At 60.4% G+C, this 26,606-nt stretch carries 13 protein-coding genes and 1 pseudogene; 8 read left to right on the top strand and 6 right to left on the bottom strand.

Annotated features, from left to right (window positions below; all coding sequences use genetic code 11):
- Positions 1-66 precede the first annotated feature (66 nt).
- Entirely contained in the window at positions 67-6,924 is a 6,858-nt protein-coding gene (locus AC1DZP_RS19455) for a VCBS domain-containing protein (RefSeq protein ID WP_477304638.1), read from the top strand.
- Positions 6,925-7,016: 92 nt separating this feature from the next.
- On the opposite strand, the gene AC1DZP_RS19450 is transcribed toward AC1DZP_RS19455, so the two are convergent.
- The 3 genes from AC1DZP_RS19450 to AC1DZP_RS19440 are packed head-to-tail and all read right to left on the bottom strand — an operon-like array spanning position 7,017 to position 10,638.
- Entirely contained in the window at positions 7,017-8,363 is a 1,347-nt protein-coding gene (locus tag AC1DZP_RS19450) for an HlyD family type I secretion periplasmic adaptor subunit (protein ID WP_477304636.1), read from the bottom strand.
- Positions 8,350-10,119, bottom strand: coding sequence for a type I secretion system permease/ATPase (locus AC1DZP_RS19445; RefSeq protein WP_477304634.1), 1,770 nt, complete (start codon positions 10,117-10,119; stop codon positions 8,350-8,352). The genes AC1DZP_RS19450 and AC1DZP_RS19445 overlap by 14 nt, the downstream gene beginning before the upstream one ends.
- Positions 10,120-10,164: 45 nt before the next feature.
- Positions 10,165-10,638 carry a hypothetical protein gene (locus AC1DZP_RS19440; protein ID WP_477304632.1) on the bottom strand — a complete coding sequence of 158 codons (474 nt, stop codon included), beginning with the start codon at positions 10,636-10,638 and terminating at the stop codon, positions 10,165-10,167.
- 89 nt (positions 10,639-10,727) lie between these two features.
- Between AC1DZP_RS19440 and AC1DZP_RS19435 the strand changes: the two genes are divergently transcribed.
- A complete protein-coding gene (locus tag AC1DZP_RS19435) occupies positions 10,728-12,515 on the top strand; it encodes an adenylate/guanylate cyclase domain-containing protein (protein ID WP_477304630.1) in 1,788 nt (595 codons plus the stop codon).
- Between the two features lie 164 nt (positions 12,516-12,679).
- Here the strand turns inward: AC1DZP_RS19435 and AC1DZP_RS19430 are convergent.
- Positions 12,680-12,820 (bottom strand): annotated as a pseudogene (locus AC1DZP_RS19430) (integrase); the annotation flags it as partial.
- A 137-nt stretch (positions 12,821-12,957) separates the two neighbouring features.
- On the opposite strand from AC1DZP_RS19430, the gene AC1DZP_RS19425 reads away from it, so the two are divergent.
- On the top strand, positions 12,958-13,410 hold the full coding sequence (locus tag AC1DZP_RS19425; RefSeq protein ID WP_477228632.1) for a hypothetical protein: 453 nt from the start codon (positions 12,958-12,960) through the stop codon (positions 13,408-13,410).
- A gap of 138 nt (positions 13,411-13,548) precedes the next feature.
- On the opposite strand, the gene AC1DZP_RS19420 is transcribed toward AC1DZP_RS19425, so the two are convergent.
- Entirely contained in the window at positions 13,549-15,666 is a 2,118-nt protein-coding gene (locus tag AC1DZP_RS19420; protein WP_477304628.1) for a sensor histidine kinase, read from the bottom strand.
- 592 nt (positions 15,667-16,258) lie between these two features.
- Here AC1DZP_RS19420 and AC1DZP_RS19415 point away from each other — a divergent pair.
- The 5 genes from AC1DZP_RS19415 (at position 16,259) to AC1DZP_RS19395 (ending at position 22,998) form a co-directional block, all read left to right on the top strand.
- On the top strand, positions 16,259-17,305 hold the full coding sequence (locus AC1DZP_RS19415; protein WP_477304626.1) for an AraC family transcriptional regulator: 1,047 nt from the start codon (positions 16,259-16,261) through the stop codon (positions 17,303-17,305).
- A gap of 208 nt (positions 17,306-17,513) precedes the next feature.
- Positions 17,514-19,292 (top strand): type I secretion system permease/ATPase, encoded by a 1,779-nt coding sequence (locus AC1DZP_RS19410; RefSeq protein WP_477304624.1) that lies wholly within the window; start codon positions 17,514-17,516, stop codon positions 19,290-19,292.
- Positions 19,293-19,306: 14 nt separating this feature from the next.
- On the top strand, positions 19,307-20,617 hold the full coding sequence (locus tag AC1DZP_RS19405; RefSeq protein ID WP_477304622.1) for an HlyD family type I secretion periplasmic adaptor subunit: 1,311 nt from the start codon (positions 19,307-19,309) through the stop codon (positions 20,615-20,617).
- 274 nt (positions 20,618-20,891) lie between these two features.
- Positions 20,892-22,172 carry a calcium-binding protein gene (locus AC1DZP_RS19400; RefSeq protein WP_477304620.1) on the top strand — a complete coding sequence of 427 codons (1,281 nt, stop codon included), beginning with the start codon at positions 20,892-20,894 and terminating at the stop codon, positions 22,170-22,172.
- Positions 22,173-22,752: 580 nt separating this feature from the next.
- Positions 22,753-22,998, top strand: coding sequence for a hypothetical protein (locus AC1DZP_RS19395; protein ID WP_477304618.1), 246 nt, complete (start codon positions 22,753-22,755; stop codon positions 22,996-22,998).
- A 705-nt stretch (positions 22,999-23,703) separates the two neighbouring features.
- Here the strand turns inward: AC1DZP_RS19395 and AC1DZP_RS19390 are convergent.
- On the bottom strand, positions 23,704-26,025 hold the full coding sequence (locus AC1DZP_RS19390; RefSeq protein ID WP_477304616.1) for an Orn/Lys/Arg family decarboxylase: 2,322 nt from the start codon (positions 26,023-26,025) through the stop codon (positions 23,704-23,706).
- Positions 26,026-26,606 lie beyond the last annotated feature (581 nt).

Below are 26,606 nucleotides of genomic sequence, written 5' to 3'. Positions count from 1 at the left end.
CAGGCGGCAGGTCGACGTCGGCAGTTCTTGGCCGACAAGAACAACGAGCGAGATAGGGGTTAGGACATGGCAACGACCATTGGCACGATCGGCAACGACAATCTGGTCGGCGGTAGCGGAGACGACGTGCTTTTGGGGGGCGCTGGAAGCGACCGCCTGAATGGCGGGTCAGGCGCCGACACGCTCGATGGAGGCAGTGGTTTCGATACGGTCTTGGGCGGATCTGGAGCGGACACGCTTATCTATCGAGCGTGGGAAAATCAGTACAAGATTGGCAGCCAATTCTTCGGCACGGGGATAACGGCCGGACAAACGGCCTTTTCCGGCTACGACGTCTACGACGGCGGCAACGGCAATGCTGCCAAAGGCACTGCCGAGATCGATACGCTCGTTATCTATCTAAGCAATGACCAACTCTCCAATGCGTCGTTTATGGCGGCGTTTAACGGTGAAATTGCCCAGTTTCGTGCCTTTATTTCCGCAAACTCGAACTCGAATACGGGCCAGGCAGGTCAAGCAGAATTTACATTCACTTCGATCAATCTCAAAGTCTCCGCGATCGAGCAGGTCTCAGTCAGTCTCGATCCAACTTCGCCCGTCGGCTTCAACGATACTAACGCTGCCGACCAAGTGCGCGAGGCCGGCGTTGGCCCGGGGAATGGACTCCTTGCGGGTGACGCCGCAGCGGCAGGTAATGTGCTGACCAACGACACGGATTCCGACGACGGCCAGGCGTCGCTGGTCGTGTCGGCGGTCCGGACAGGTACGGAATCCGGATCAGGAAGTGTTGGCACGGTCGGATCTGCATTGGTGGGCACCTATGGCTCACTGACCTTGAATGCCAACGGCACCTATACCTACGCCCTCAATAATAGCGACGTGGACACCAATGCGCTGGCGAACGGGGTCACCGTCACTGAGGTGTTTACATACACCGTCCGTGACCCGCACGGGCTTACGGATACTGCGCAGCTGACCATCACCGTCACCGGGACCAACGACGGCCCGATCGCCGTCGCCGACACCAATGTTGGCGATGCGGTCACCGAGGCCGGCGTCAACCCCGGCAACACGCCGTTCGCAGACGACGCCTCCGCCATCGGCAACGTCCTGACCAACGACACCGACGTCGACGTTGGCGACAGCAAGACGGTTTCGGCCGTCAACGGCGGCGCCGGAAATGTCGGCTTGGCAGTGGTTGGGACCTACGGCTCGGTCACAATCGGGTCGGATGGCAGCTACACCTATACGCTCAACAATGCCGATGCCGATACCAATGCGCTGGCCCAGGGCGCCACGGCGGCGGATCAGTTTACCTACACGGTCAAGGATGCCAATGGGGCCACCTCTTCGACCACGCTCACCATCACCATCACCGGCACCAACGACGGCCCGATCGCCGTCGCCGACACCAATGTTGGCGATGCGGTCACCGAGGCCGGCGTCAACCCCGGCAACACGCCGTTCGCCGGCGACATCTCCGCCATCGGCAATGTGCTGACCAACGACACCGACGTCGACAGTGGCGACAGCAAGACGGTTTCGGCCGTCAACGGAGGCGCCGGCAATGTCGGCTCTGCAGTGGTCGGGACCTACGGTACGGTCACCATCGGGTCGAATGGCAGCTATACCTATACGCTCAACAACGCCGATACCGACACTAATGCGCTGGCTCAGGGAGCCACGGCGACGGATCAATTTACCTACACGGTCAAGGATGCCAATGGGGCCACCTCCTCGACCACCATCACCATCACCATCACCGGCACCAACGACAGCTCGGTGATCACGACGGCGGCCGGCCAGGATGCCGGCACGGTCGTCGAGGCCGGCAACCTGGACAACGGCACGGTTGTCGCCGGGACGCCGTCGGCGTCGGGCACGCTGACCTCCTCGGATGTCGACTACGGCGCGACGGCGACCTGGAGCGGCGACGCGACGGGCACCTATGGCGCGTTTGCGATCAACCCGACGACGGGCGCCTGGAGCTTYGCGCTCAATCAGGGYGCGGCCGATCATCTGGCCGAGGGCGAGAGCGACACGCAGACGTTCACCGCCACGGTCACCGACGACAAGGGYGCGACGGCGACGCARACCGTCACCATCACCATCACCGGCACCAACGACAGCCCGGTGATCACGACGGCGGTCGGCCAGGATGCCGGCACGGTTGTCGAGGCCGGCAAYCTGGACAACGGCACGGTTGTCGCCGGGACGCCGTCGGCGTCGGGCACGCTGACCTCCTCGGATGTCGACCACGGCGCGACGGCGACCTGGAGCGGCGACGCGACGGGCACCTATGGCGCGTTTGCGATCAACCCGACGACGGGCGCCTGGAGCTTCGCGCTCAATCAGGGTGCGGCCGATCATCTGGCCGAGGGCGAGAGCGACACGCAGACGTTCACCGCCACGGTCACCGACGACAAGGGYGCGACGGCGACGCARACCGTCACCATCACCATCACCGGCACCAACGACAGCCCGGTCGCCAATGCTGACACCGGAGCGGTGGTGGAAGATCAGACCCTCACTGTGTCCGCCGCGAATGGCGTGATCAGGGGCACCGCGGGTGGATCGGTGGCCGACACCGACGTCGACAATGCCAACAACACGCTGGTGGTATCTGGTGTGGTCGCGGGCGCCGGCGCAGTAACGCAGGGCGTCGGAGTCGGCAGCTCGCTCGCCGGCACCTACGGTCACCTGACGCTGAATGCCGACGGCTCGTACAGTTACGTGGCGGACACCGCCAACACTCTCGCCGCGGGGGTCACAGCGGTAGACACGTTCATCCACACCGACAAGGATCCATTCAATGCGGTGTCGAATACTACGACGCTGCAGATCACGGTGACCGGTACCAACGACGGCCCAACTGTCACCGCTGGCCCTCAGAGCGTACAGCTGGTCGAAGCCGGCGCTGGTACACCGGGTACGGCTTCGGCCAGCATCGCGCTGACCAAGGGCGATGTGGACGCAGGCGACGCGGCTGTCTACGACGCCACGGCACTGACCACCAATGGCTGGGTTACCGGCAATGGCGGGGTGACCTACACCAAGACCGGCACCTACGGCACCGCCACACTGACCACCGGCACGGGCGTGGTGAGCTACGCTCTCGACAACGCTGACACCGACACCAATGGCTTGGCGCAGGGCGCCAGCGTCAGCGACAACTTCACTGTCTATGTCAAGGACGGCAGCACCGGCACCGCCAGCACCGCGGTGAACTTTGCCATCACCGGCACCAACGACGCGTCGGTCATTGATCTGAACGGCGTGGGCGCCGGCAATGACGCGACAGCTTCGTTCACCGAGCAGACGCCCCTGGTGATCGCGCCTTTGGCGACGGTGACGGACGTCGACTCGGCCAACCTGACGTCGTTGACCGCGACGCTGACGGCGCGACCCGATGGGAATGCAATCGAATCCCTGTCGCTCAACGCCAGCGCCACGGCGGCCGCAGCCGGACTGACGGTGCTCTACACCGCAAGCACCGGCATTCTGTCGATCACCGGCTCGGCTTCCCAGGCCACCTACCAGACGATCCTCGACGGGATCGTCTACAACAACACCAGCGACGCGCCGACGACGACGGCTCGGACCGTGAGCGTCGTTGCGAGCGACGGCACCGACAGCAGTGTCTCGCATAGCGTCACGATCAGCGTCACGCCGGTCAACGACGCACCCGTAGCGGCCAACGACACCGGGTCGGCCACTGAGGCGGGCGGCACCGCCAACGGCACCGCAGGCACCAATGCGACCGGCAACGTTATCACCACTGGGCCGGGAGCCGACAGCGACGTCGACAACGCCACCGTCTCGCTGCTGGTTTCGGCGATCCGCACCGGCACCGAGGCCGGCTCGGGCACCAGCGGCACGGTCGGCACCGCGCTGGCAGGCCAGTACGGCACGCTGACGCTCAACCCCGACGGCAGCTACAGTTATGCCGTCAACAACAGCAATGCCTCCGTCCAGCCGCTCAATGCCGGCGGCACGCTGACCGACACCTTCACCTACACAGTCAAGGATCCGGGCAACCTTACCGACACAGCACAGCTCGTCATCACCATCAACGGCGCCAACGACGCGCCCGCGAATGGTGTGCCAGCTGCACAGACGACCAACACGAACACGGCAAAGGTGTTCAGCACGGCGAACGGCAACGCCATCAGTGTTACTGATGTGGACAATACCAGCCATACAGTGACGCTGGCCGCAACCAACGGGGCCATCACGCTCAACGGCACTTCTGGCCTGTCGTTCACAGTCGGCGACGGCACCTCTGACGGCACGATGACGTTCAGCGGTACGGATGCCGCCATCAATGCTGCGCTGAATGGGCTGAGTTTCGCACCGACATCGGGCTTCAGCGGCTCGGCGTCCATCCAGATCGCAACCAGCGACGCTGGAGCGCTAACCGACACGGACACGATTGCAATTTCCGTGAATTCCGTAAACAGCCCAAATCCGTTCACGCTGACGACGGGCACAGATACCGTTTTCTACACCTCCGGCACAAACAACGTAAATGGAACAGATGCCACTTTGAACAATGGCGACAAGATAACGGGCGGTTCAGGCAACGATACGTTGACGATATCCGACGGCAGCCTCGGGACCCATACATTTGGGGACGGCACGGGAAGTACTACGCTGCTCACGAACTTCGAATCGCTCGTTTTTATCGATTCCAACAGCGGAAATCATACCGACACGTTCATCTTCGCGTCCACCTTCCAGAACAACGGAACGCTGACGATTGACGGTTCCGGCATTACAGGAAACGGAGACCTTGTCGTCGACGCAAGCGCAGTCACGACCGGGGCCTTCAATATTACCGGCAGTTCCGGAAACGGCGGTGATGACACCCTGACCGGCGGATCCGGCAATGACACGATCAACGGCGGTGGAGGCAACGGAGACGACACCATTACGGGCGGCGGCGGCGCCGACACCGTAACGGGTGGCGGAGGTGCGGACACCTTCATCGTCAATTCCGGACAATCGGTGGCCATTGTCGGAGGTAGCGGCAACGCCGGTACGATCACAGGGTATGATGTGGTTACCGATTTTGCCTCGGCCGCGGACTTCCTCGATTTGCAAGGGACCCCGGCAGCCGCGACGGGCGCGAACGTCAATGGAACCGATTCGACGCTGACCATTAGTGGTCAAACCATAAAGTCGCACACGATTTCGAACGGCATCATCACCTTTGATGATGCCAACAGCTTCAGTGCAGCGCTAAATCTGAGTGCCACCGACACGTCGCGAGTCGCCGCTGCAGTTCAGTATTTGCAAAACAACGATATCGGCGCTGCGGGTGCGACGGTGGCGTTCACCGCTACGATAAACGGAACGGCCCACACCTATGTCTACGAACAAGTTGGTGCCACCCCGAATTCGGCGAACGACATTCTTGTCGATCTCTCCGGGGTCACAGTGGCCAATCTTGCCACATTGATCACCAACACCCACGTAAAGCCCGCCGGCGTTGCCGGAGAGCCTATCAATCTGGCCCTAACGAACCCTTCGGGGGATGTCGCGAATGCCATCGTGGTCGTCGTCTCCGGCGTCCCTGTGGGCTGGAGCATCAGCGGGGGTACCGACAACGGCGACGGCACATGGACAGTTCAGAGCAACGATGTGCAATCGCTGACGGTCACCACGCCGGCCGAATTCAGCGGGGCGGCTCTGCTAGACGTCTCGATGACTTGGACGAATGCAGACGGCACGATCGGAACCAAGTTCGTCGCCGACAATGTCGAAGCCTATGCGTCGGGTTCGCCGATTTTTGCCTGGTCCGGCGACGACGTGCTGACCGGCTCGCATGGCAACGACCTATTCGTCTTCTCGCAGCCGATTGGCAACGACACGGTGCACAACTTCGACACGGCCGCCGACCATGTCGATCTCATCGGTTATGCCGGTTTTGCGAGCTTCGCCGACGTCCAGGCGCACATGGCGGACGATGCCAACGGCAATGCGATGATCACGCTTGGAGATGGCCAGTCGATCACGCTCGACGGGGTGCATTCGAGCGCGCTCACAGGAAGCAATTTCGTCTTCGACCAGACGCCAGTGATGAACAATGCCGGGACCATGACGATCAGCGACGGCGCGCTGCTGCCACTGAGCGGCACAATCAACAATACCGGCCTTATCTCGCTCGAATCGGCCGGCAACGACACCCTGCTGCAGCTGATCCAGCACGGTATCACGCTGCAAGGTGGCGGACAGATCGTCCTGTCCGACAGCGATGCGAACGTGATCTCGGGCACGGCTGCCGATGTCACCTTGACCAATGTCGACAACACCATCTCCGGCGCTGGCCAACTCGGCGGCGGCCTGCTGGGTCTGAACAATCAGGGCACGATCATCGCCACCGGCACCCATGCACTGGTTATCGACACCGGCAGCAGCACCGTCGTCAACTCGGGAACGCTGGAGGCGACGGGATCGGGTGGCCTGACGATCAACGGTGCCGTCGCCAATTCCGGATTGATCTGGGCCAATGGCGGCAATGTCGCGATAGGTGGTCAGGTTACCGGCGACGGCGATGCCATCATTGGAAACATGTCACAGCTGGAATTTCACGCCGCCTCGTCCGCAGACGTCATTTTCGGTGTGGATGCAGCCGGCACACTGCGGCTGGATGATTCATTTGATTTCAGCGGAAGCATCGCCGGCATCACCAATGACGACAAAGTAGACCTCGGAGATATCTGGTTCAGCACCGGAACATCCGCTGTCTATCAGGCAAACCAGGATGGAAGTGGAGGAACGTTGACTGTTTCGGACGGCACCCATGATGCCACGCTCCACATCATCGGCACTTACGATGCGGACAGCTTCACCGTAGCAGACGACGGCGCTGGGCGGACAGTGGTTGGGTACAATCCGGCGGACGACTTCCACTTCGTCTGACGTTGAAGGCCGCAGGCCCAATGTGAAGCGGGCGCCGGATCAATCCGGCGCCCGCTTCACATCTGAACTCCGATATCCAGGAGGCGGGGCGGTTATCTCTCCCGGAAGGCGCGTTGGAACGAATCCACCAAGGGTTTGGTCAGATAAGCCAGAAACGTTCGTTCGCCCGTTGAGATGAATGTCTCGACCGGCATGCCCGGATAGATCTGCTCGGGCTTGACCTGCGGTGGCAGCTTGTCGGCCATTTTCAGCCGGACGGTAAAGTAAGGCAGTCCCGTGCTGGGTGTGATCAGCCGATCCGCCGAAATGTAGAACACCTTTCCGGGCACTTTTGGCGTCGTGCGCGCATTGAGCGCCGTGAACATCATGTTCGCGTCCTGCCCCACCCGGATTGAGTCGATGTCTTCGGGCTTTATCTTGGCCTCGATGATGAGCTCGTTCGTGGTCGGCAGAAGCTCCATCACCACCTCCCCCGCTCGGATGACGCTGCCTTCGGCATTGTAAAGCGATCGGACGATAATGCCGTCCACCGGCGCCCGGATGGTCGTCCGCTCCAGGACTGACCGAGCAGCGTTGATTTGTTCCTCGAGGTCCGCGACCTGGGCCCGTGCTTTGTTCAGCTCCGTTACAGCATCCTCGACCCGGCTGGTTGTAAGCCGTTCAATCTGCTGACGCGCCTCTACGGTCTGGGTCGCCGAGCTGGCAATCTGCGCTTCCAGAGATCCTGCCTGGCCGACCAGTTCGGCAGTGCTGCGCAGAAGATCGGTGTACTCGGAACGATTTGTGAGTCCTTTATTCAGCAGGTCTTTTTTTCTTTCCGTCTCCTCGTTGACGATCGCAAGCTGATTTTCCGCTGCTTCCTTCTGAGCTTTTAACCCGACAACGGCGTCCTGAAGAGCTGCCACCCTTTGCTTCAGAATCCCCTGTTCCGCGCCATAACGCGCTAGCCGTGCCTGAAATTCCTTGTTTTGCTCTCCGAAGACACCGCTGTATTCGGAGGCGCCTGAATAGGCTCCGAGGTCACTGGACAAGACAATTTTCTGAAGGCCGTCCCGCTCCGCTTCGAGCCGAGAAATTTCAGCTTTTTGTGCCACCCACTGCTTGAGAACGCGGTTGAGCTGGGACTGCGCCACCGTCGGATCGAGGACGATCAGGGCCTGGCCTCTTAGTACCCTGTCGCCCTCCCGAACCTTGATGCTGCTGACCACGCCTCCCTCGAGGTGCTGGATCATCACATTCTGCCCAGCTGCTGCGACCACACCTGGCGCGATCGTCGCTCCAGCAATTGGTGCCATAGCTGCCCAGAATCCGAAGCCGAGCAAGAAAACCGCCACGCTTCCATATCCCATCAGCGTGATCCGATCTGTGCTGGTGTCGACGTTGCGTTGCCAGCGATACGTCTTGGCGTCCCTCTGAATGGGTTGGCTAGGAACCGTCATTCGCGACCTTTACCTCCACGCGAGCAGGTGACGGGAAAGGCACCACTCCTTCGTTGTCATGCGACTGAGTGGCCGCGGCCGTCGCTGCTTGGCCCCGTCGCTCGGCAAGTCGGTCGAGCACGTCCTTGGTCAATCCGTAGATCTCAACCTGGCCATTGCGCAGCATGAGGATGCGATCGCATTTGGCTGCGAGCGAAGGCCGATGGGTTATGACGAGCACGGTCGTTTTTCGTGCACGCGCCTGGAGGATCGCCCGCTCGAGTGCGGCTTCGCCGTCGGAATCAAGATTTGCATTGGGCTCGTCGAGAACCAGTACCTTGGGATCGCCGTAAAACGCGCGCGCAAGTCCAATGCGCTGACGCTCGCCGCCCGAGAGTCGAACGCCGGTCGGGCCGATCACCGTCGAATATCCATCCCTTTGACCCAGGATGAGCTCATGCACTTGGGCCCGTTGGGCTGCTTGGATTAATTTCTCATCAAGCGCATCCGGCTCAAAACGAGCAATGTTCTGGCCGATGGTTCCGGGGAAGAGTTCCACATCCTGCGGAAGGTAGCCAATATGACGGCCGAGTTCCTCCGGATCCCAATTTCGAATATCGCCGCCATCGATGCGGACTACCCCGGAACGCGGCTCAATGGCGCCGACTATGAGGCGCGCCAGCGTCGATTTTCCAGCCTGGCTTGGGCCAACGATCGCGACTGTTTCGCCAGCGGCGACCTCAAAGGTCAAGCGCTTTATCAGCGGCAGCGAGCTGTCGGCAGAACCCGGAAGGTAGTAGACTATTTGGTCTGCGCTCAACGCCCCTTCAGGCGTTGGCAAGGTAACATTTTCCTTTGGTCTGGGCCTCGATTGGACAGCTGAAAGTCGCTTCCATGCAAGATTGGCGTCGATGACCTGCCGCCAACTTCCAATGATCTGATCAAGCGGCTGCAATGCGCGCGCCGAAATCATCGACGACGCAAAAATCATACCGGCGGTTATCTCGTTGTGGAGGACCAGATAAGCACCGACGCCCAATATCGCGATTTGCAGTACCGATCGTGTGGTGCGGGAAACACCGCCGTAAAATGCGTTGGTGCGAGCGAGCCCATCGGAGGCGTGCAGGGAGCCGGCAAAACGACTGCCCCAGAACTCTATCGCATTGGACACCATGCCGAGTGCGCGGACCGTTTCGAAGTTTCGCGCAAAGGCCTGCGCCGAATTCATTGCCGCGCCGAGACTCTCCGCCGCCTCCTTGCCAGGCCGCGAACTCGCGACCTGGTTCAGCACGGCGATGGAAACCATGAGAACCGCTCCAACGACCGTTACAAGGAAGAGCAACGGGTGGATGAAATAAAGCAGGCCCACGAAGATTGGCCCGAAAGGGAGGTCGAAGAGAAAGAAAATCGTTCGTGAAGCGATGAAACCTCGCAGGGTGGCTAAGTCCCGCAACGCCTGGACATCGCCGAGTCCAGCGCGGGGGCCACCCATTGCCGCGAGAAAAGACGATGTGCCCAAAGACACATCCAGTCGCGCGGCGAGTCGGCTTGCATACACGCCCCGAACGACTTCGAGCACTCCGAAAAGCAAAAGCGACGAAAGCGCAAGCAAGGTTAGGTAGGTGAGAGTATCCAGGTTGGCGGCGGGCAAAACTCGATCATATACCTGCAGCATATAGAGAGGCAGAATTAACACGAGGGTGTTCATCACTGCGGAGAATAGGCCCATTTCGACCACGCTCCTCGACAGCACCTTTCGGCTTGTAGAACTGGACATGCCCGAATTTGCCCCCCGGCGAACAACACGCACATTAGACAATCTTTATATATCATGCGAGATCGTCACGCTATCGGCTGCGATTCTTTTGATAGCCATAGTAAAGACCGCCAACGCGAGCCGAGGCTCCATATCATCACTTTTGCGAGCGGCTATCGACCTGCCTAGCTTCACACACGTATTGGGCGCGCGCTTGTTCGCTTGCGCATCACCGGGTATCCAATTAATTGAAACCGAAGAGGACTTGGCTGCCTCTGCAGGTGAAAAGTGCTGACCTTCCCAGCGTTCTATCTCGCGTCGTGCCTGCTCGCGCTTCTTGCGCTCGTCGCCGTTCTCGAGCTCGGCCTGCTTCCGGCACTGCTTTCGGGCCTTCTCGTGTTCAACCTCGTTCATTTCGCCGCACCGATGCTCCATCGAATCGGGGTCTCCAGCAGCCTGACCAAAAGCCTTGCGCTGACCTTGGTGGCATTGATTTTCGTGCTCCTGATAGCCGCTGCGATCTTTAGCGGCGTGTCGCAATTGACTGGCGGTTCGGAGAACGTCGTGACACTCCTCAAGAAGATGGCGAGATCATCGATACCGCGCGCGTCCATCTCCCAACTTGGGCGATGGACTATTTTCCGTCGAACATCGAGGAACTGGAAGTCTTCGCTGCCCGATGGCTCCGCGAGCATGCCGGCCAGCTTCAACTCGTCGGTCGGGATTTCGGCGTCCTGGTGCAGCAGGACGAAGCCGGCACGCTAGCGATACTGAAGGATCGACGGAAAACCGTTCTCGAACCGACGGTCGCCAATCACGGTGGCCGGATCATCAAGCTGGTAGGTGATGGTGCTCTCATTGAGTTTGCCAGCGCTGTGGACGCAGTCGAGTGCGCCGCACGGCTGCAAGAACGCATGGCTGCCGGAAATGCTGACCAGTCGGACGGTCTCCAGATCGTGCTGCGCATTGGAGTCAACCTGGGCGACGTCGTAGTCGACGGCGATGATCTCTACGGGGACGGCGTGAATATTGCGGCGCGGTTGGAAGCCCTTGCCGATCCCGGCGGCGTTTGGATTTCAGAAGACGCTTACCGGCAAGTTCGAGGTAAGCTCGCGCTTTCGTTTGACGATCTTGGTGCTCGGGTTCTCAAGAACATCGCCGAACCGGTCCGCATCTATSGGGTCACAAACACRCCGGCAGTAACGGTTACGGCGACGACSACTTCGACACCTGAGAAGCCTTCGATCGCCGTGCTGCCGTTTGCCAACCTGTCGGGCGATCCTGAGCAGGACTACTTCGCCGATGGAATCGTCGCGGACCTCATCACCCAACTGTCGCGACTGCGCGATCTGCTGGTCATTGCTCGGAACTCGACCCTCATGTTCAAGGGCCGAACTGTGCGGGTTCAGGATGTGGCGCGCGATCTGGGGGTACGCTTTATCCTTGAGGGGAGTGTGAGGCGCGCAGGGAACAGAATTCGCGTAACGGCTCAGCTGATCGATGGCGCGTCGGGTGGGCATGTTTGGGCCGAGCGCTATGACCGGGAGCTCACCGACTTTTTCGAACTTCAAGACGAAATCACCAAAGCCGTCACCGTTGCACTCCAGGTTAACTTGACCGAAGGCGACACAGCRCGGATCGCGGCCGAAGGGACCCGCAACTTGGAGGCGTGGGAAGCCTTCCTGCAGGGCCAGACCGCAATACTGAAGTTCACAAAGCTCGACAATATCCAAGCACGATTCTTCTACGAACGAGCCGTACATCACGATGCAAACTATGCGCTCGCCTTCGTTATGCTGGCGCACACCCATTGGTTGGATGCGCGGCTTGGCTTCACCCCCGATCCGGCGATCTCTCTTGGGCTAGCAAAGGCGGCTCTTCAGCGTGCRGAGGACCTTGTAGGCGAAACCGGCGCAGTTCTGCACTACAAGGGAAATGCTGCGCTGATGGAGCGGCGCCACGATGAAGCCCTTGAATTCCACCGCCGCGCGGGCGAACTGGCGCCGAGCGACGCCTACTGCGCGGCCGCATTCGGCATGACACAGGTCTATAGCGGCGATTTTCAGGGAGCCATAGCAACCCTGAAAACCTCGCGGCGACTCAGCCCATACGCCATCAACTGGGCTATCTACTACCTCGCCTGGGCCGATCTCTGGCAGGGCGATCTGGAGCAAGCGCGGTCCGATGCTGCGCTCTACCTGGCGCGCGAGYCACACGAGCCTTTTGCCTACATCTTATCGGCAATCACCGCTGCCGCCACTGGCCGGCTCGACGCCGCCCGCGGTCACATCACCGTCCTGCTTGGCAAGCATCCGGAGATGACTCGCTCTGGTGTTGCCGCCGCACAGTTCTATCGCGATCCCGAGCGCCTGCAGCGAATTATGGCTTGGCTCAAGGATGCGGGTCTGCCCGAATGACAGGAATTTTCTTGGTCACTTTCTACAGGTCTGTATGTGACACGAAGCGGTCACTAGCACCTCGCCACCGGACTGACCGCTTTCCACCCCATGGTGGTCGGGGCCGTTGAGATTGATAACCCGTCGAAGCGGTCATCCGCGTCGCGCCGGATGACCGCTCAACGTCAGATTTCGGTCCGCTCTGCCAAGAGCAGCGCGTCCTCCACGTCGACCCCCAGATATCGGACCGTGTTCTCAATCTTGGAATGTMCGAGCAGTATCTGGATGGCGCGGATGTTTCCCGTCGCCTTGTAGMTCATCGACGCCATGCACTATTGAGATAGGACGATGCCGCGTCGGAAACTTCTGTCCGCACGTGCAATGGCCGTAGGGCCAATATCGGCTATACGAAATTCGGAGGATGATGGCTGCTGCCCCTACGTCAGGTGGAGGGAAATCAGCCATGAAGATCGCTGTCTTGCCGAAGCGACGCCGCTTATCGAGCCAAGTTCTTGCCTTGGCTGTGCTGGTGCTGATGACTCTCCCGCTGGCGGATCACGTGACTGCACCTTTGGCGGACGAGGACGTCTCCCCGCCCGTTGAAGACATCGCCGCCTTGCTTCTGATCGTCGGTTGTTCGGATGGTCTTTCCCAATGCCATGAACTGCCCGCCCCGGTTTCCATCTTCGAAACGAAGGAGGATTGCGATCAGCAACTTCCAGACTCGCTCGGAGCCTTTACTGGGCAATTCGAACAGGTCTACGCACAATGCCTTTCGGTTGACCCGGTCATGGAAGATGAGGATGCCAAGCTCGTCTGGGAGGTTCACCCCGACGGAACCCTAACTGCCTCGGTCGAGGTAGCACCACCGCAGAGGATTGAACCAACCAGCACGGTTGCCCTTATTCGCCCTTAGAAACGGCTATTGACCCGGCACGGCGTTAATGCGCGGGCAAACCTCTAACGCACCAGAACCACCATAAATTCATGGCCGTCGGCAGATGTCCGCTTTGATGCATTGCGAACTCGAATTGGACGCGCGAGGCATCACCAACTATCGGACAAGAGGAAGTCTGATCCGGAACGACGCACCGCCGTGATCCTGATTTTTCGCACATATCAGTCCATTGTGCGCCTCGATAATAGTGCGCGTGATGGACAGCCCCATGCCCATGCCTTCCGCCTTGGTGGTGAAAAATGGTTCGAAGACCTCTTCCAATTTGTCTTCGGGAATGCCCGGTCCGCGATCAGACACGCACAACTCGGCAAACTGTTCAACGCGCGAAGTCCGGATGCTGATGGTGTGATTTTCGCTCGGCGTCTCGTTCATCGCGTCGATCCCGTTCACGACAAGATTCACAACGACTTGTTGAAGTTGAATGCGGTCGCCGAGGATCGGAAGCGCATACGGTGTGATCACGCTGAGGAGTTCGACTTTTCGGCCGATTGCTAGCGCCGAAAGAAATTCGACGGTTTCCCGTGCGAGGTCGTTGAGGTCGAGGCTTTTCAGTTCGAAGGGTGCCTTTTTCAGGAGGCTGCGCATCCTCTGGATGACGTCGGTAGCGCGCCGGTTATTCTGCAAGATATCGCTCACGATGTCGCCGAGTTCAGGGATGTCGGGGCTCGGCGATTTCAGGATGAATTCCGCGGATTCGGCGCTCATCAGAATAGCGCCGAGCGGCTGGTTTATTTCGTGGGCAATGGAGGCGGTCAGCTCGCCGGCGGTCGAGACGCGGCCGACATGAGCAAGCTCTGCCATGCGCTGCCGGGACTGGACTTCGGCCACTTGACGCCGACGATGCTCACGCAGCAGGACTGCAATAAGCCCGGCCTGTATCAGAACAACCGCAGTCACAAGGGCAATTTGCCAGGGATACCGTTCCAATTCGGTTAGCTCTTGGAAGTAGATTTGGCTCTCTGGAGGGAGACGGGCCTCGCTGATACCCCAGCGTCGCATCTGCTGCCAGTCGAACATTAGCTTACTGCTGGAGACTTCGGAAAAGTTTTGCTGAGGCACCGCGCCTGTCAGCAGCCGCAGAACCATCTTGGCTGTCTCAGCGCCATGCGCGGTGAAACTATACAGGCTTCCCCCTACGATACCGCGACCGAGGTATTGATCGACAAAGGCATAGACGGGCACGCTTGCCGCGTTGGAAACACGTTCAACGACCTCATGTGGAACGACGGGATGGCCGCTGCCGTCTCGAAACATCGAGACGAAGAGGACGATGTCTCCGTGCGGCAAATGCGAAAGCCTCGCGAGAAGCTGTTCCAGGGGGAGTTCGGACAGGTAAGTAAACGAAACCCGGTTTTCATACGGACGGAACTCCTTCTGCGCCGCCGCGAGAAGGCTCTTGTCGAAGTCCGTCGTGCCGGAAACGACAACAACGCCTTCGGTCGCGGGCTGGAGACGAAGTGCAACCTCAAGTGTCGGCGCAAACTGCCTCTTTACAAGAACGCCGAACACGTTGCGTGGGAGCGCACGCGTGCCAAGTTGTCCTCGATCAAGCCCGCAGAACACAATTGGTGTGTTCGGAAATATCTGATCACCGTAGTTCAAAAGGAAATTAAGCGCAGGGGCCATGACGGCAACTGCTACGTCGATCTTCTTCTCGGCATATTTTGCACGGAGGAAGTCCCGCAGCAGCGTGTTGTAAGAATCTGAGCCAAATCGGGACAAATCCATCGACTCGCGATAGACCTCGATTGGCTCGGTGGAGTTGGACTGCAGTGTATGGACTAGTTCCGCGCTCAACACCGATAGACCAGGCAGTTCGACCCGTTCGTCAAAAAGCAGAACGATATTCCGCGTGGCAGCCGACACCGGCAAACAGCCAGCTATCGATATGGCTAAGCTCGCGCAGGCAATTAGAAGGTTGGCGCGCAGTCTCATGGCGAGCGGCAACACGAACCTGCTGCAGGATCGGATCTGAGCGGCAGTCTCGCCAATTGAGGTCAAAAGAATGACGGCGGCGGCGATCCACATATTGACCAGCCGCCTCATCCTCGATGTGTCCCATGCTTCTATGCAGCCTCGATGGGTCGCGATCAGTCTGTCTAGGATTTCGCGAGCATCCAAGGTAACTGCCATGCACTCGATGACCAGCCAGTCGAGGCTGAGACTGCCGCTATTGGCGAGCATTGGCAAGACCGAGCCCGGCGATGTGGGCATCCATTGTCCGAAAGGCGGAGATGCGACCCCAACAGGAGCGTGCAGAAAGGTCGAAAATTAGCAAAATAGACCTCCGGTGCTGGGCAACTGCGACCTCCAGCGTGGTTGCCGCTAGTGTCTGCTTTCAGTGGTTGGCAGGACTGGGTTCTACGGCCGAGATGAGGGGCACAGCTGCCGTTCACGTCGCGGCAGAAGCAGATCCGGTTTGGGGGCCAGAAGCGGAAGTTCGCTTCAGCGTCGACCGGCGCYGATCAGCCCTGCATGATGGATTGCAGGATGGCCTGCATGTGCTCTTCCAGGTCGAGTTCGCCCGTGCCTCAACGGGCAATAGGTAGTCGGCCTTGGCCCGGCGGTCGCCTCGGCTGGTCGCAGAATAAGAACAGATGGCCAGCAATGCTTGCTCTTCATACCGGTCTGCGATCTTGCGGTCGTGCCAACTGCTGCCCGCTCGATAAACAACCCGATGGAGTACGGCATAGGCGGTGTCATGGGCTGAGATATGGGCACACCCGTCTTGCGGCACGGTACAAAGTTTTGCGCTGAGCCGCCAAAGGCTCATAAAGCGTTAATCGCGTCGTGATACCGGACGACCGTGGCCGACCAGAATGAGCCTGTTTTCCGACAACTCGCAGCGGCGCCGACTACGGCCGGCCTGGCCACGCGCCTCGCCGTAGCCGAACTCCGACGCCGCGGCATCGATCCGGCCCCTTTGCTCGCCCGCGCCGGACTGTCAGCGGTCGCCCCCGATCACGACGGTCGGATCGATGTCAGGTCGCAGATCGAATTCCTCGAGCAGGCTTCGCGCACCCTCGGCGACGACTTCCTCGGCCTGAACCTGGCCGAGCAATTCGATCTGCGCGAACTCGGCATGCTCTACTACGTCGCCGCCTCGTCGCATTGCCTCGGCGATGCTCTACGCCGCCTCGAACGGTACGCCCAGGCGGCGAATCATGCGTTGATCTTGCGGATGCACAAGGGCTCGACCTTCCGGCTCGCGCTTTCCTATGCAGGCGTGCCGCGGCACCTCGACCGGCACCAGATGGAGTCCTTCGCACTGACGCTCGTCCGGCTCTGCCGGCAACTCGTCGGCCACAGGATTTCTCCGCTCGTCGCGAACTTCGTCCACCAGCGCTCGGGCGATCTGCGCCGTGCGCGGAACCTCCTGGGCTGCGACGTCAACTTTGGCGTCGACTCGGACGAGTTGATACTCGACCCTGCGCTGCTGGACCGGACGCTGGTGGCCGCCGATCCATTCCTTAACCGGCTGATGGTCGAGAATTGCGAGCAGGCGATGGCCGCCCGCCCCACCAACGTGGGCCCGTTCCGCACGATAGTTGAGAACACCATCGCGCCGCTCCTGCCCCACGCCGAGGCGAGCGCGAAGAAGGTGGCCGGCAGCCTCGGGCTAAGCGAGAGGACGTTCGCACGCCGCCTCGCGGCAGAAGGGCTTAGCTTCGGGGCCATTCTGGATGATCTCCGGCGTGATCTCGCCATTCGCCACCTGGAGGAGCCGGGCCTGCAAATCTCCCAGATCGCATGGCTGCTGGGCTTCCATCAGCCAAGCGCCTTCAGTCATGCCGCGCGGCGCTGGACCGGCAAGACTCCGTCCCAGTACCGGCGTGGCTTGTCATCGTCCTAGCAGATCCTGAGCGGCGGCTGCCGCCGTTGCAGCCAATGTAGTTGATCGGCACCGCCAACGACTTGCGCCCAGCCRCCACTGTCCTTGCGTCAGTGCACAAGGCATCCACCTAAGCGAAGAACGCCAGACCCACCGGATTGAGTCCAGTCACACATGGCTCGACGCCGTCGCTTCGGGTTGGTGCAGGAAGAAGGATCGAGGATATACTATGGCATTGCAGACGTTCGCCGCAGCGACTCGGGGCAATGAACTGAAGTCTGCGTTCTGGCAGTGTGCCGGGGCGCTGACGGCGGTGGCCGTTTTCTCGGGCATAGTGAATATCCTCGGCCTGACCGGCTCGCTCTACATGCTGCAGGTCTACGATCGCGTGATGCCGTCGCACAGTGTACCTACGCTTGTCGGCATCACCATCATCGCGGTCTTTCTGTACGCGGTCTACGGCCTGCTCGATTTCGTCCGCTTGCGCCTGCTCGTTCGGATTGGCAACGCACTCGACCAGAAGCTGCATGGCAAGGCATTCGCAGCCTCGCTGCAGCTGCCGCTGAGGGCAGGACAAGAGGGATCGCGCATCCAGCCGATCCGTGACCTCGACCAGATCAGGAGCTTCGTCTCCGGAAGCGGTCCGACCGCCTTCTTCGACCTGCCGTGGATTCCATTCTACCTCGTCATCATCTACATGCTGCATCCATCACTCGGGCTCCTAGCGACGCTTGGAGCAGTGGTCATCGTACTACTGACCCTCGTCGCCGAAGGGCTCGCGCGCGCGCCGTCAAGGCGTGCATCCGAATCGATAGTTGCCCGCACTTCCTGCTCCGACGCGGGCCGCCGCAATGCCGAAGTCATCCGCGCTATGGGCCTCTCCAACCGCTTCGGCAGACTCTGGAGTGAGCAGAACCTGCGCTTCCTGCAGGATCAGCGGCGGGTTTTCGACGTCATCGGTGCGACCGGCGCGCTTTCACGCACGTTCCGCATGATGCTCCAATCGCTCATGCTCGGCCTCGGCGCCTACCTCGTTATGGCAGGCGAGGCGTCTTCGGGCGTCATTATCGCTTCCTCTATCATGCTGGGCCGATCGCTTGCGCCAGTCGATGTCGCGCTCGCAAACTGGAAGGGCTTTATCTCTGCGCGAAGAAGCTACGACCAGCTATCCAGAACGTTGAACGCCTTTTTCGAGCAGCGTCAGCCGATGGCGCTCCCGCGACCGCAGCACACGCTGTCCGTCGAAGGCCTGACAGTTACTGCGCCAGGCCAGCAGAATGCTCTTATCCAGAACGTCAGCTTCACGCTGCAAGCGGGGACGGGGTTGGGCGTTGTCGGGCCGAGCGCATCCGGCAAGTCGACCCTGGTGCGCTCCATTGTCGGTGCGTGGCCGTCGCTGCGCGGGACGGTCCGGCTAGACAATGCAGCGCTCGAACAGTGGGATCCCGAGGCCCTTGGGCGGGATATCGGCTATCTGCCACAGGCTATCGAATTGTTCGACGGAACGGTCGCAGAAAACATCTGCCGCTTCGACAAGGATGCCGATCCCAAGGACATCCTGGCAGCGGCGCGGACGGCTGGAATCGACCGAATGATTCTCAGGCTGGCGGATGGGTTCCAGACGCGCATCGGCGAAGGCGGCAGCGCGCTCTCGGCCGGGCAGCGGCAACTCGTCGGGTTGGCGCGGGCACTCTACGGAGAACCTTTTCTGGTAGTGCTCGACGAGCCTAACTCCAATCTCGATGCCGACGGCGATGTCGCGCTCGCTACCGCCATTCAGAGCGTGCGCCAGCGTGGCGGCATTGTCATCGTCGTCGCCCACCGCCCATCGGCGCTGGCCAATCTCGACCAGGTGCTGGTGATGGCAGGCGGGACCTCGCAAGCCTTCGGCCCGAAGGAAGAAGTGCTTGCCGGCATCACCCGTCCGGTGGCCCATACGCAACAACCAGCGGCTCATTCAGCTTTGCGGCAGACCTCGACTGTCGTCCCCTTACACGATCGAAAGTGACCTCGGTGATTTCAATGTCCGTTTCAGAAAAGAATACGCATTCCGGCGAAGGCATCAGGGCCAACATCCTGTTCGGCCTGGCGGTATCGATCCTGCTCGTCGGCGGTGTCGGCGCGTGGGCGGCGAAGACATCACTCGCAGGGGCCGTCATCTCGTCGGGCACCGTTGTCGTCGAAAGCAGCGCCAAAAAAGTCCAGCACCAGACTGGTGGCGTCGTTGGTGCGATCCTGGTTCGCGAAGGCGACCGCGTCTCGGCGGGCGATGTTATTGTGCGGCTCGACGATACAACTGCCCGTGCCAACCTACAGATCATCGCACAACAATATGACCGCACGCTCGCCCGCCAGGCGCGTCTGCAAGCGGAGCGGCTGGGCTTGCCCGAGATCAAGCTGCCCAACAGCCTTGCCAGACGCGCCGGAGAGGCGGATGTCGACGCCTTGGTTGCCGGCGAGAAGGCGTTGTTCCAAAGCCGGACCAAGGCTTCGACAGGGCTGAAGGCCCAGCTCGAGGTTCGTTCGGAACAGTTGGCGAAGCAAATTGAAGGCCTGACCGCCCAGCGGGAGGCGACGGACAAATCGGCAGCGCTCGTCGAAAGGGACTACAACAGCCTTCAGACGCTCTATGAGCAAAAGCTCGTCTCGCTCGAGCGGGTAAGCACACTCCAGCTCGAGCTGTCGCGGCTCAAGGGCGAATCTGGCCGCCTTATGGCCGCCATCGCCGAGACAGAAGGCAAGATCAGCGAGACAAAGCTGCAGGCCCTCCAGGTCGACGAGGAGATGCGCAAGGACGTCAACGAGGAGCTGCGCGAGCTCGACGGCAAAGAGGTCGAGCTTGTCGAGCGCAAGGTGGTCGCGCAGGACCAGCTTGCCCGCACCGAAATCCGTGCACCCCAGTCAGGGTATGTGCAGGAGCTTGCCGTCCACACTATCGGCGGGGTCATCGCTCCGGGCGAGACAATCATGCTGATCGTGCCCGAGCAGGACCGGCTCGTGGTCGACGCCATGATCGCCCCCTCCAGCGTCGACGACGTTCGCCCCGGCCAGTCTGTGTCGATCCGCTTCTCTGCCTTCGACGCTGCCACGACGCCCGAATGCGAGGGCACCGTGCAGAGGGTGTCGGCTGACCTGATCAAGGACCCGCAGCGGCAAACTTCCTATTTCGTCGCACGCACGACCGTCGACGACCTGCAGGCCTGCTTGCAGGATGCCAGACGGCTGCAGCCGGGGATGCCAGCGGAAGTCCACATCCAGACCGGCGAGCGCGACGTCTGGTCCTATGCAATGAAGCCGCTATCGGACCAGCTGCACAGGGCGTTCAAGGAATAGTGGAGTCCGGCTGGCTGGGCCGGAATGTGTGGTACGCGCGTGGCATAAGCGCTCGTGACAGCCAAACACAAGTCTTTGGCGTGCGGCGACAGGCGCCACCCGAGCTCAATCCTTATCTGTACGTTGCAATAATAACCATCCATCGCTCTATACAGGAGAACACATCATCATGGCGCTCATCAACGCCGACATCCCTTTGGACATGTGGTCCGACTTTGACTTTAGTTCGATTAACGGTTTCACCAATTATGTGTACAGCTCAACAGATTTCAAGTTGAATTACAGTAATGGTTTGGCAGATCATTTTACAGGATACGGGTTCACCTACAATTATTATTACGACAACTACTATAATATATATGTACAGCCGAACGGCGGTGGCATCGTTACCAGCTACCACGTCGATGACGCCTACGGCTATGAGCCAATCACGATATCCGGCATCAGTATTCCGTTTAGCGCAATCCTTGATGCTGCCGCCACCTACTCGAGGGCGGACGACGCAGCAGTCGTCGTGACTGCGCTGGCCGGAGCCGACACTATCTTGGGTAGCATCTACGCGGACAGGCTCGACGGGTTTGGCGGGAACGACACAATTTACGGCTACGACGGGAACGACGCTGTCTACGGCAGCGCCGGCAACGACTATCTCAGCGGGATGGCAGGCAACGACTACCTCAACGGCGGCACGGGCGCCGACACGATGGTCGGTGGCGCAGGCAACGATGTCTATATCGTCGATAATGCCTCCGACATCGTCAACGAGGGCCTCGCCGGCTCGACCGGTATTGACACAGTGCAGTCGTCGATCAGCTTCAGCCTCTCCGACACTGCGCACGTATTGGGCTCGGTCGAAAACCTGACGCTGCTCGGATCTGCCAACATCAACGGCACCGGCAACTCGATTGCCAACATCATCACCGGCAACACTGGCAACAACATCATCAACGGGCTCGGCGGTGCCGACACGATGAGCGGCGCCCGGGGCAACGACACTTACTATGTCGACAATGCCGGCGATCACGTGATCGAGGCCAATGGCCAGGGCACTGATAACGTGCAGGCCTACGTTTCCTTCAACCTCTCCGGTCAGGAACTGGAGAACCTGGCGCTGCGCAGCGCGGCTTCTATCAACGGCACCGGCAATTCCATCGCCAATGTCATCACCGGCAATTCCGGCAACAACGTCATCAACGGCCTGCTCGGCAACGACACGCTGTCCGGCAGCACCGGCAACGACAGCTTCCTCTTCACCACGGCGCTCAACGCCTTGAGCAATGTCGACCGCATCACAGACTTCTCGGTGGTCGACGACACTATCCGGGTCGATAACGCCATCTTTGCAGCGCTTGGCGGCAACGGCACGCTGACGGCCGACCAGTTCGTCAAGAACACAACTGGCCTTGCGGGTGACGGCAACGACCACATCATCTACGAGACCGACACCGGCTGGCTCTATTATGACAGCAACGGCAGTGCCGCTGGCGGCTCGACCCATTTCGCCACGCTGGCTGCAAACCTTGCGCTCACCAACGCGGATTTCCTGGTGATCTAGTCCCTCCATTTGGGGGCCTGTAGCTCCTCACCGCGCTGACTTCCCACCGCTGCGGGGCCCATCAAGCGCGTCCCCGCCTGCGGGAGGGAGGACACCGGCCGAGGCCGCCTTAGCGAGTTCGCAGGGTGCAGGTACGAACGGCAACACCGCAAATTCGCGTTGGTTTCTTCCCCAGGGGCTCGGCAGCCAGGCTGCTAGCAAGACGGCCAGCCTCGCTTTGAACCCTATGAAGGCGATGCGAATCGCGCGCCTGCCAGGGGCCCCATAAGCCACCCCCAACCCCCTCCACCGACGAACCCGGCGGGGCGGGTGCCATTAGAACGCGCCGCGTAGGCAGACAGGCCAGCGCGCGTCAGCAACCGCGCGGGATCGATGTTGTGTCGCTCAAGCTCAGCAGAGGCCAAGCGCGCGGCCAGACCTGCCGCAGTCGGTATGGCTGCCAGTGTTCGAACGACCGCYGCACTCTGTTCGACCACTGGCGCACACCTCTCGGACCCGCTCGACCCTCACATTATGAAGCTTGGCAGCTAAGCGCAAATACTTGTCGCAGCGTTGCAAGATCAATTCGGACGAATCATCGATGCGAACGGTACGCAGGAAAAAGATCCAACCGCAGGCGCTGAACGGCTGGCGGAAACTGGGACGTGTTTTCGCGATCCTGTTCCTGCGACTGACGACAGGACACCTGCGTCGAGGAGGCGGCGGCGCAAAGGGATCCAACTTTGCGCCGCTGTCCTCCGAGCCGATTAATCAAAGCATGAAGAAATTGGCGGGGACACGACGTCAGGCGGCGCCCAGGCAAGTCGAATGGACTATTCGCACATGACGATCTGCGCAGTGGCACCAAGCAGCAAGATTTTGGCGTCGCGACCCAACGGGCTGTGCCACAGGGTTCCCATCTAGCTGGTCATTCAGGCTAACTGCTCCCGATCTTCATAGAGCTGTGACAAACCAAATGTCAGATAGATTTCGATTGGACGTCGCCCTCTACATCGCAGCTGCGGCGCGTGTGGGACGCAAGGTAACTTATGGAGAGCTGAGCGCCAAGTTTGGCGACCTGGCAAACGGCTGGGGACCAGTCCTCGCCGTAATGGCTGGCCGGCTGCACAAACGGGGCGGCCCGCTATTGCCTGTGTTGGTGGTTTCCGTGGACACAGGGCTGTCGAGCGAAACAATTTATCGCCAGTTTGGGCTGATGGGCGACGCGGCGACGCGGCGACGCGCGCAGAACAGCGGAAGTGCTATGATTTCAACTGGCCCGGATTCTTCTTCGGATGGGTCTCGAAGGAAGGTGGTATGCCCGCCAGGTATCGCGCTAGCGAACGCCGAAGCAACGAACTCTGCGAACCGATCATTGACGCCGAGGCGCGCTAACGCTTCTGGCCTTGAGGCAGTGAGACACGGACAACAATCCCCGACAATCTAGCTCAGGTCATAGCTCGTGCGGACCGGCCACTTTCTGACACCAGCAACTGATCGCCGGCGAAGCTCGGCTGCAATGGCGCGAGTCATCTATTTGCCCGGACTACGATCAAAGCGGGTTCTGTGCCTCATTCAAGCACCAGATGTGGTAACCGCCTTGCTTGTGTACGGCGCCCTCGACCTCCTTTTCGAAGCCGGGGAAGCGCTCGCCCCATTCCTGAAGGGCACGGATGAACGAGAGCCAAGGGCCGTCAACCGGGCCCATGCGCTCACCGGGCATCACGATGGGTATGCCGGGCGGGTACGGCATGATCCCGACCGCGGTGACGCGGCCCGCAGTCTTGTCCAACTTGAGCAGCTCGGCATTTCCACTCTGCAGCTGCTGGAATGCGGCACGCGGCGTCGTCACGATCTCGGGCAGGTTTCCAAAGGCGGCGGCCTGAAGCGCATCTACGCGCATCGCCCGCATCGCCTCGAACATCTCGTCAGCAAGATCGCGGAGGCCCATGTCGCGGTAGCGATCCGGCGCGACTGCGACGATTGCCGGCAGTACCTGTGAAAGCGGCGCGTTCGCGTCGTAGTCGGTCTTGAAGTCCAGCAGCGTGCTGATCAGTGTGCCCCACTTGCCCTTCGTTATGCCCATGGTGAAGAGGCACAGCACCATGAAGTCAGTCGTGCGTGAGGGTATCGTGGCATTGCGGCCGAGATAGGCAGACACCACGGGGGCCGGAATGCCCCGCTCCAGCAGTTTGCCGTCGTCACCCATGCCCGGCGTAACGATGCCTGCCTTGATGGGATCAAGCATACACCAGTTCTCCTCAAGGTCGGCGAATCCGTGCCACGCTGCGCCAGGTTCAAGGACCCAGGCCTCCGGGTCGTTGGCCAGCTGGTCGCGGTCGGCATCGGCGAAGTCGACCATTGCACCGGTCTTCGCGTCGCGAGCTTGCGGGGCGTTCCAGGGATGGAAGAACCACTCGTCCCTGCCCGCAAAGTGGCGATGCACCTTTGCCAGCGCCATGCGGAAATCCACTGCCTCTCTGATGACCTCCTGGGTAAGCGTCCGGCCACTTTCACCGTCCATCATTGCAGCGCCGACTTCGTTCGACGCGAACAGCGAATAAAGCGGTGACGTCGTCGCCTGGATTACAAAGGATTCGTTGAAGCGGCTGTGTTCAACGGGATTACGCCCGTTGCGTATGTGGATGAAGGACGCCTGAGACAGCGCCGCCAGCAGTTTGTGCGTCGAGTGCGTAGCGAAAAGTGTGGGACCATCCTTGGCACGGGTCTTAGGGTCGCCCCGCATCGCATGGCGACCGGCGTACATGGCATTGAAGCGGGCATAGCCATACCACGCTTCATCAAAGTGCAACCTGTCAATGGTTTTGCCCAGCTCGGCCTCGGCTGCCTCGGCATTGAGACACATGCCGTCGTAGGTACAGTTCGTGACGACCGCGTAGACAGGCTTGTCGCCCTTTGCCTGCGCGCGCAACGGGTGGGAGGCGACAGCAGCGGCGATTGCCTCAGGCTTGAAGCTGTTGCGCCGTAGCGGCCCAATGATCCCGTACCGGTTGCGCGTCGGGGTCATGTAGATCGGTATGCCGCCGGAAAGCACCAGCCCCTGCTCGATCGATTTGTGGCAGTTTCGGTCGCAAAGCGCGAACTGATTCTCGCCCACGCAGGCCATGAAGATGGTCCGATTGGATCCCGACGTGCCATTGAGCACAGAGTAGGATAGATCTGCACCGAAGACGCGGGCGATGAAGGCCTCACTCTGCTTCACCGGTCCGCTGTGATCGAGAAGTGAGCCGAGATTGCCCCTTTCTATCCCGCTATCGGTTCTGAATAGGTTCTCACCAAAGAAATCGAAGAATACCCTCCCTATCGGCGACTTGGCAAAGGCAATTCCGCCCTGATGGCCGGGCGCCGACCAGGAGTGCTCGTCAGACTGGCTGTAACGCAAAAGTGCATCAGTAAACGGCGGCAGAAGTTGTGCCAGATACCGCCGGATTGCTGCGAGCGCCCGGCCGGCAACGAATGTCGCCGTGTCCTCCAGCATCCAAACGAACTCATCGGCGAGCTGCATCGCCTCGACTGTCATCGAACCCCTGGTATCACGGTCGGCCATGAGAAACACTGGTGCTCGAGAGTTGCGCGCCCGGATGGCGCGCAGCACCTCGATCGCTGCAGCGTGACTGCCCTCGTCGTTCATTCCCAGCGTCCAATCCACGAAGTAACAGTGCAGGCCGGCATCCGAGTTCACGATCGCCAGGCCGTCCTCGTATGAGGTTGCTTCAGCGACCCCTACGTTCTGGTGGCGAAACTCCTCCACCAGTTCTGCTACGGCACGCCCGCGTGAGCTGCCTGGTTTCGCCAGCTCGTCATCGACAATCAGAGCGCGCATTTTGAGCTGAATGTTCGTGCGTCCCAGCATGTCTTATGCCCTCAAAGCTTGATCAACCCTTGTGCGTCGGCGGGAACCAAGCTGACTCCCGATGAGTCTCTTGCGCTTGGCGTCATTGCAAGGCGGTGGAGGTTGACCGCGGCGGCCAAAGTGCGCTGACATCGATGAGCCACCGAGGTCACGCTAGTTCCTCCTCACTAAGATTGAGCGCTGGAGCGAGGTAACGATCAAGAATCAGGCAGGTAAGTTACCGTAGCATTGGACGGCCTCGTCCCGCGTACGTGTTGCTAGCATGTTGATGATCGTGGAATCGGACACGGCCGTCCGCCTGAGCCGCAGCACCAATGAACGAACGGCGGGGTTCAGGATCATCGTAAGATTCAAAGACGCCATTGCGGCGCAAAGCGGACCCACCTTTATGCACGCCGTTCTACGCGAGAGCACTCCCACCCTCTTAAGCGACTTTACATCATCCCGAAACTGGGCGCAGATCGAACCAGCGAGGCAGAACCGGAGAACGCCAGCTGTGCGGAGTAAGGTACGGACTGCAACGACATTGCGTGACGGCGAAATTCGCCGCCGAAATTACGCTATTGCCGCCGTTTGTACCC

It is taken from the genome of Mesorhizobium sp. P2_F8 (assembly GCF_056403655.1).
The sequence above is the reverse complement of the archived record's forward strand: the minus strand, read 5'-3'. Positions and strand labels throughout refer to the sequence as shown.

Excerpts from the sequence above, each read along its gene's own strand:
- AC1DZP_RS19420 (WP_477304628.1), bottom strand. The coding sequence starts at position 15,666 with ATGCCCACATCGCCGGGCTCGGTCTTGCCAATGCTCGCCAATAGCGGC.
- AC1DZP_RS19425 (WP_477228632.1), top strand. The coding sequence starts at position 12,958 with ATGAAGATCGCTGTCTTGCCGAAGCGACGCCGCTTATCGAGCCAAGTT.
- AC1DZP_RS19390 (WP_477304616.1), bottom strand. The coding sequence starts at position 26,025 with ATGCTGGGACGCACGAACATTCAGCTCAAAATGCGCGCTCTGATTGTC.
- AC1DZP_RS19450 (WP_477304636.1), bottom strand. The coding sequence starts at position 8,363 with ATGACGGTTCCTAGCCAACCCATTCAGAGGGACGCCAAGACGTATCGC.
- AC1DZP_RS19410 (WP_477304624.1), top strand. The coding sequence starts at position 17,514 with ATGGCATTGCAGACGTTCGCCGCAGCGACTCGGGGCAATGAACTGAAG.
- AC1DZP_RS19405 (WP_477304622.1), top strand. The coding sequence starts at position 19,307 with ATGTCCGTTTCAGAAAAGAATACGCATTCCGGCGAAGGCATCAGGGCC.
- AC1DZP_RS19445 (WP_477304634.1), bottom strand. The coding sequence starts at position 10,119 with ATGTCCAGTTCTACAAGCCGAAAGGTGCTGTCGAGGAGCGTGGTCGAA.
- AC1DZP_RS19395 (WP_477304618.1), top strand. The coding sequence starts at position 22,753 with ATGCGAACGGTACGCAGGAAAAAGATCCAACCGCAGGCGCTGAACGGC.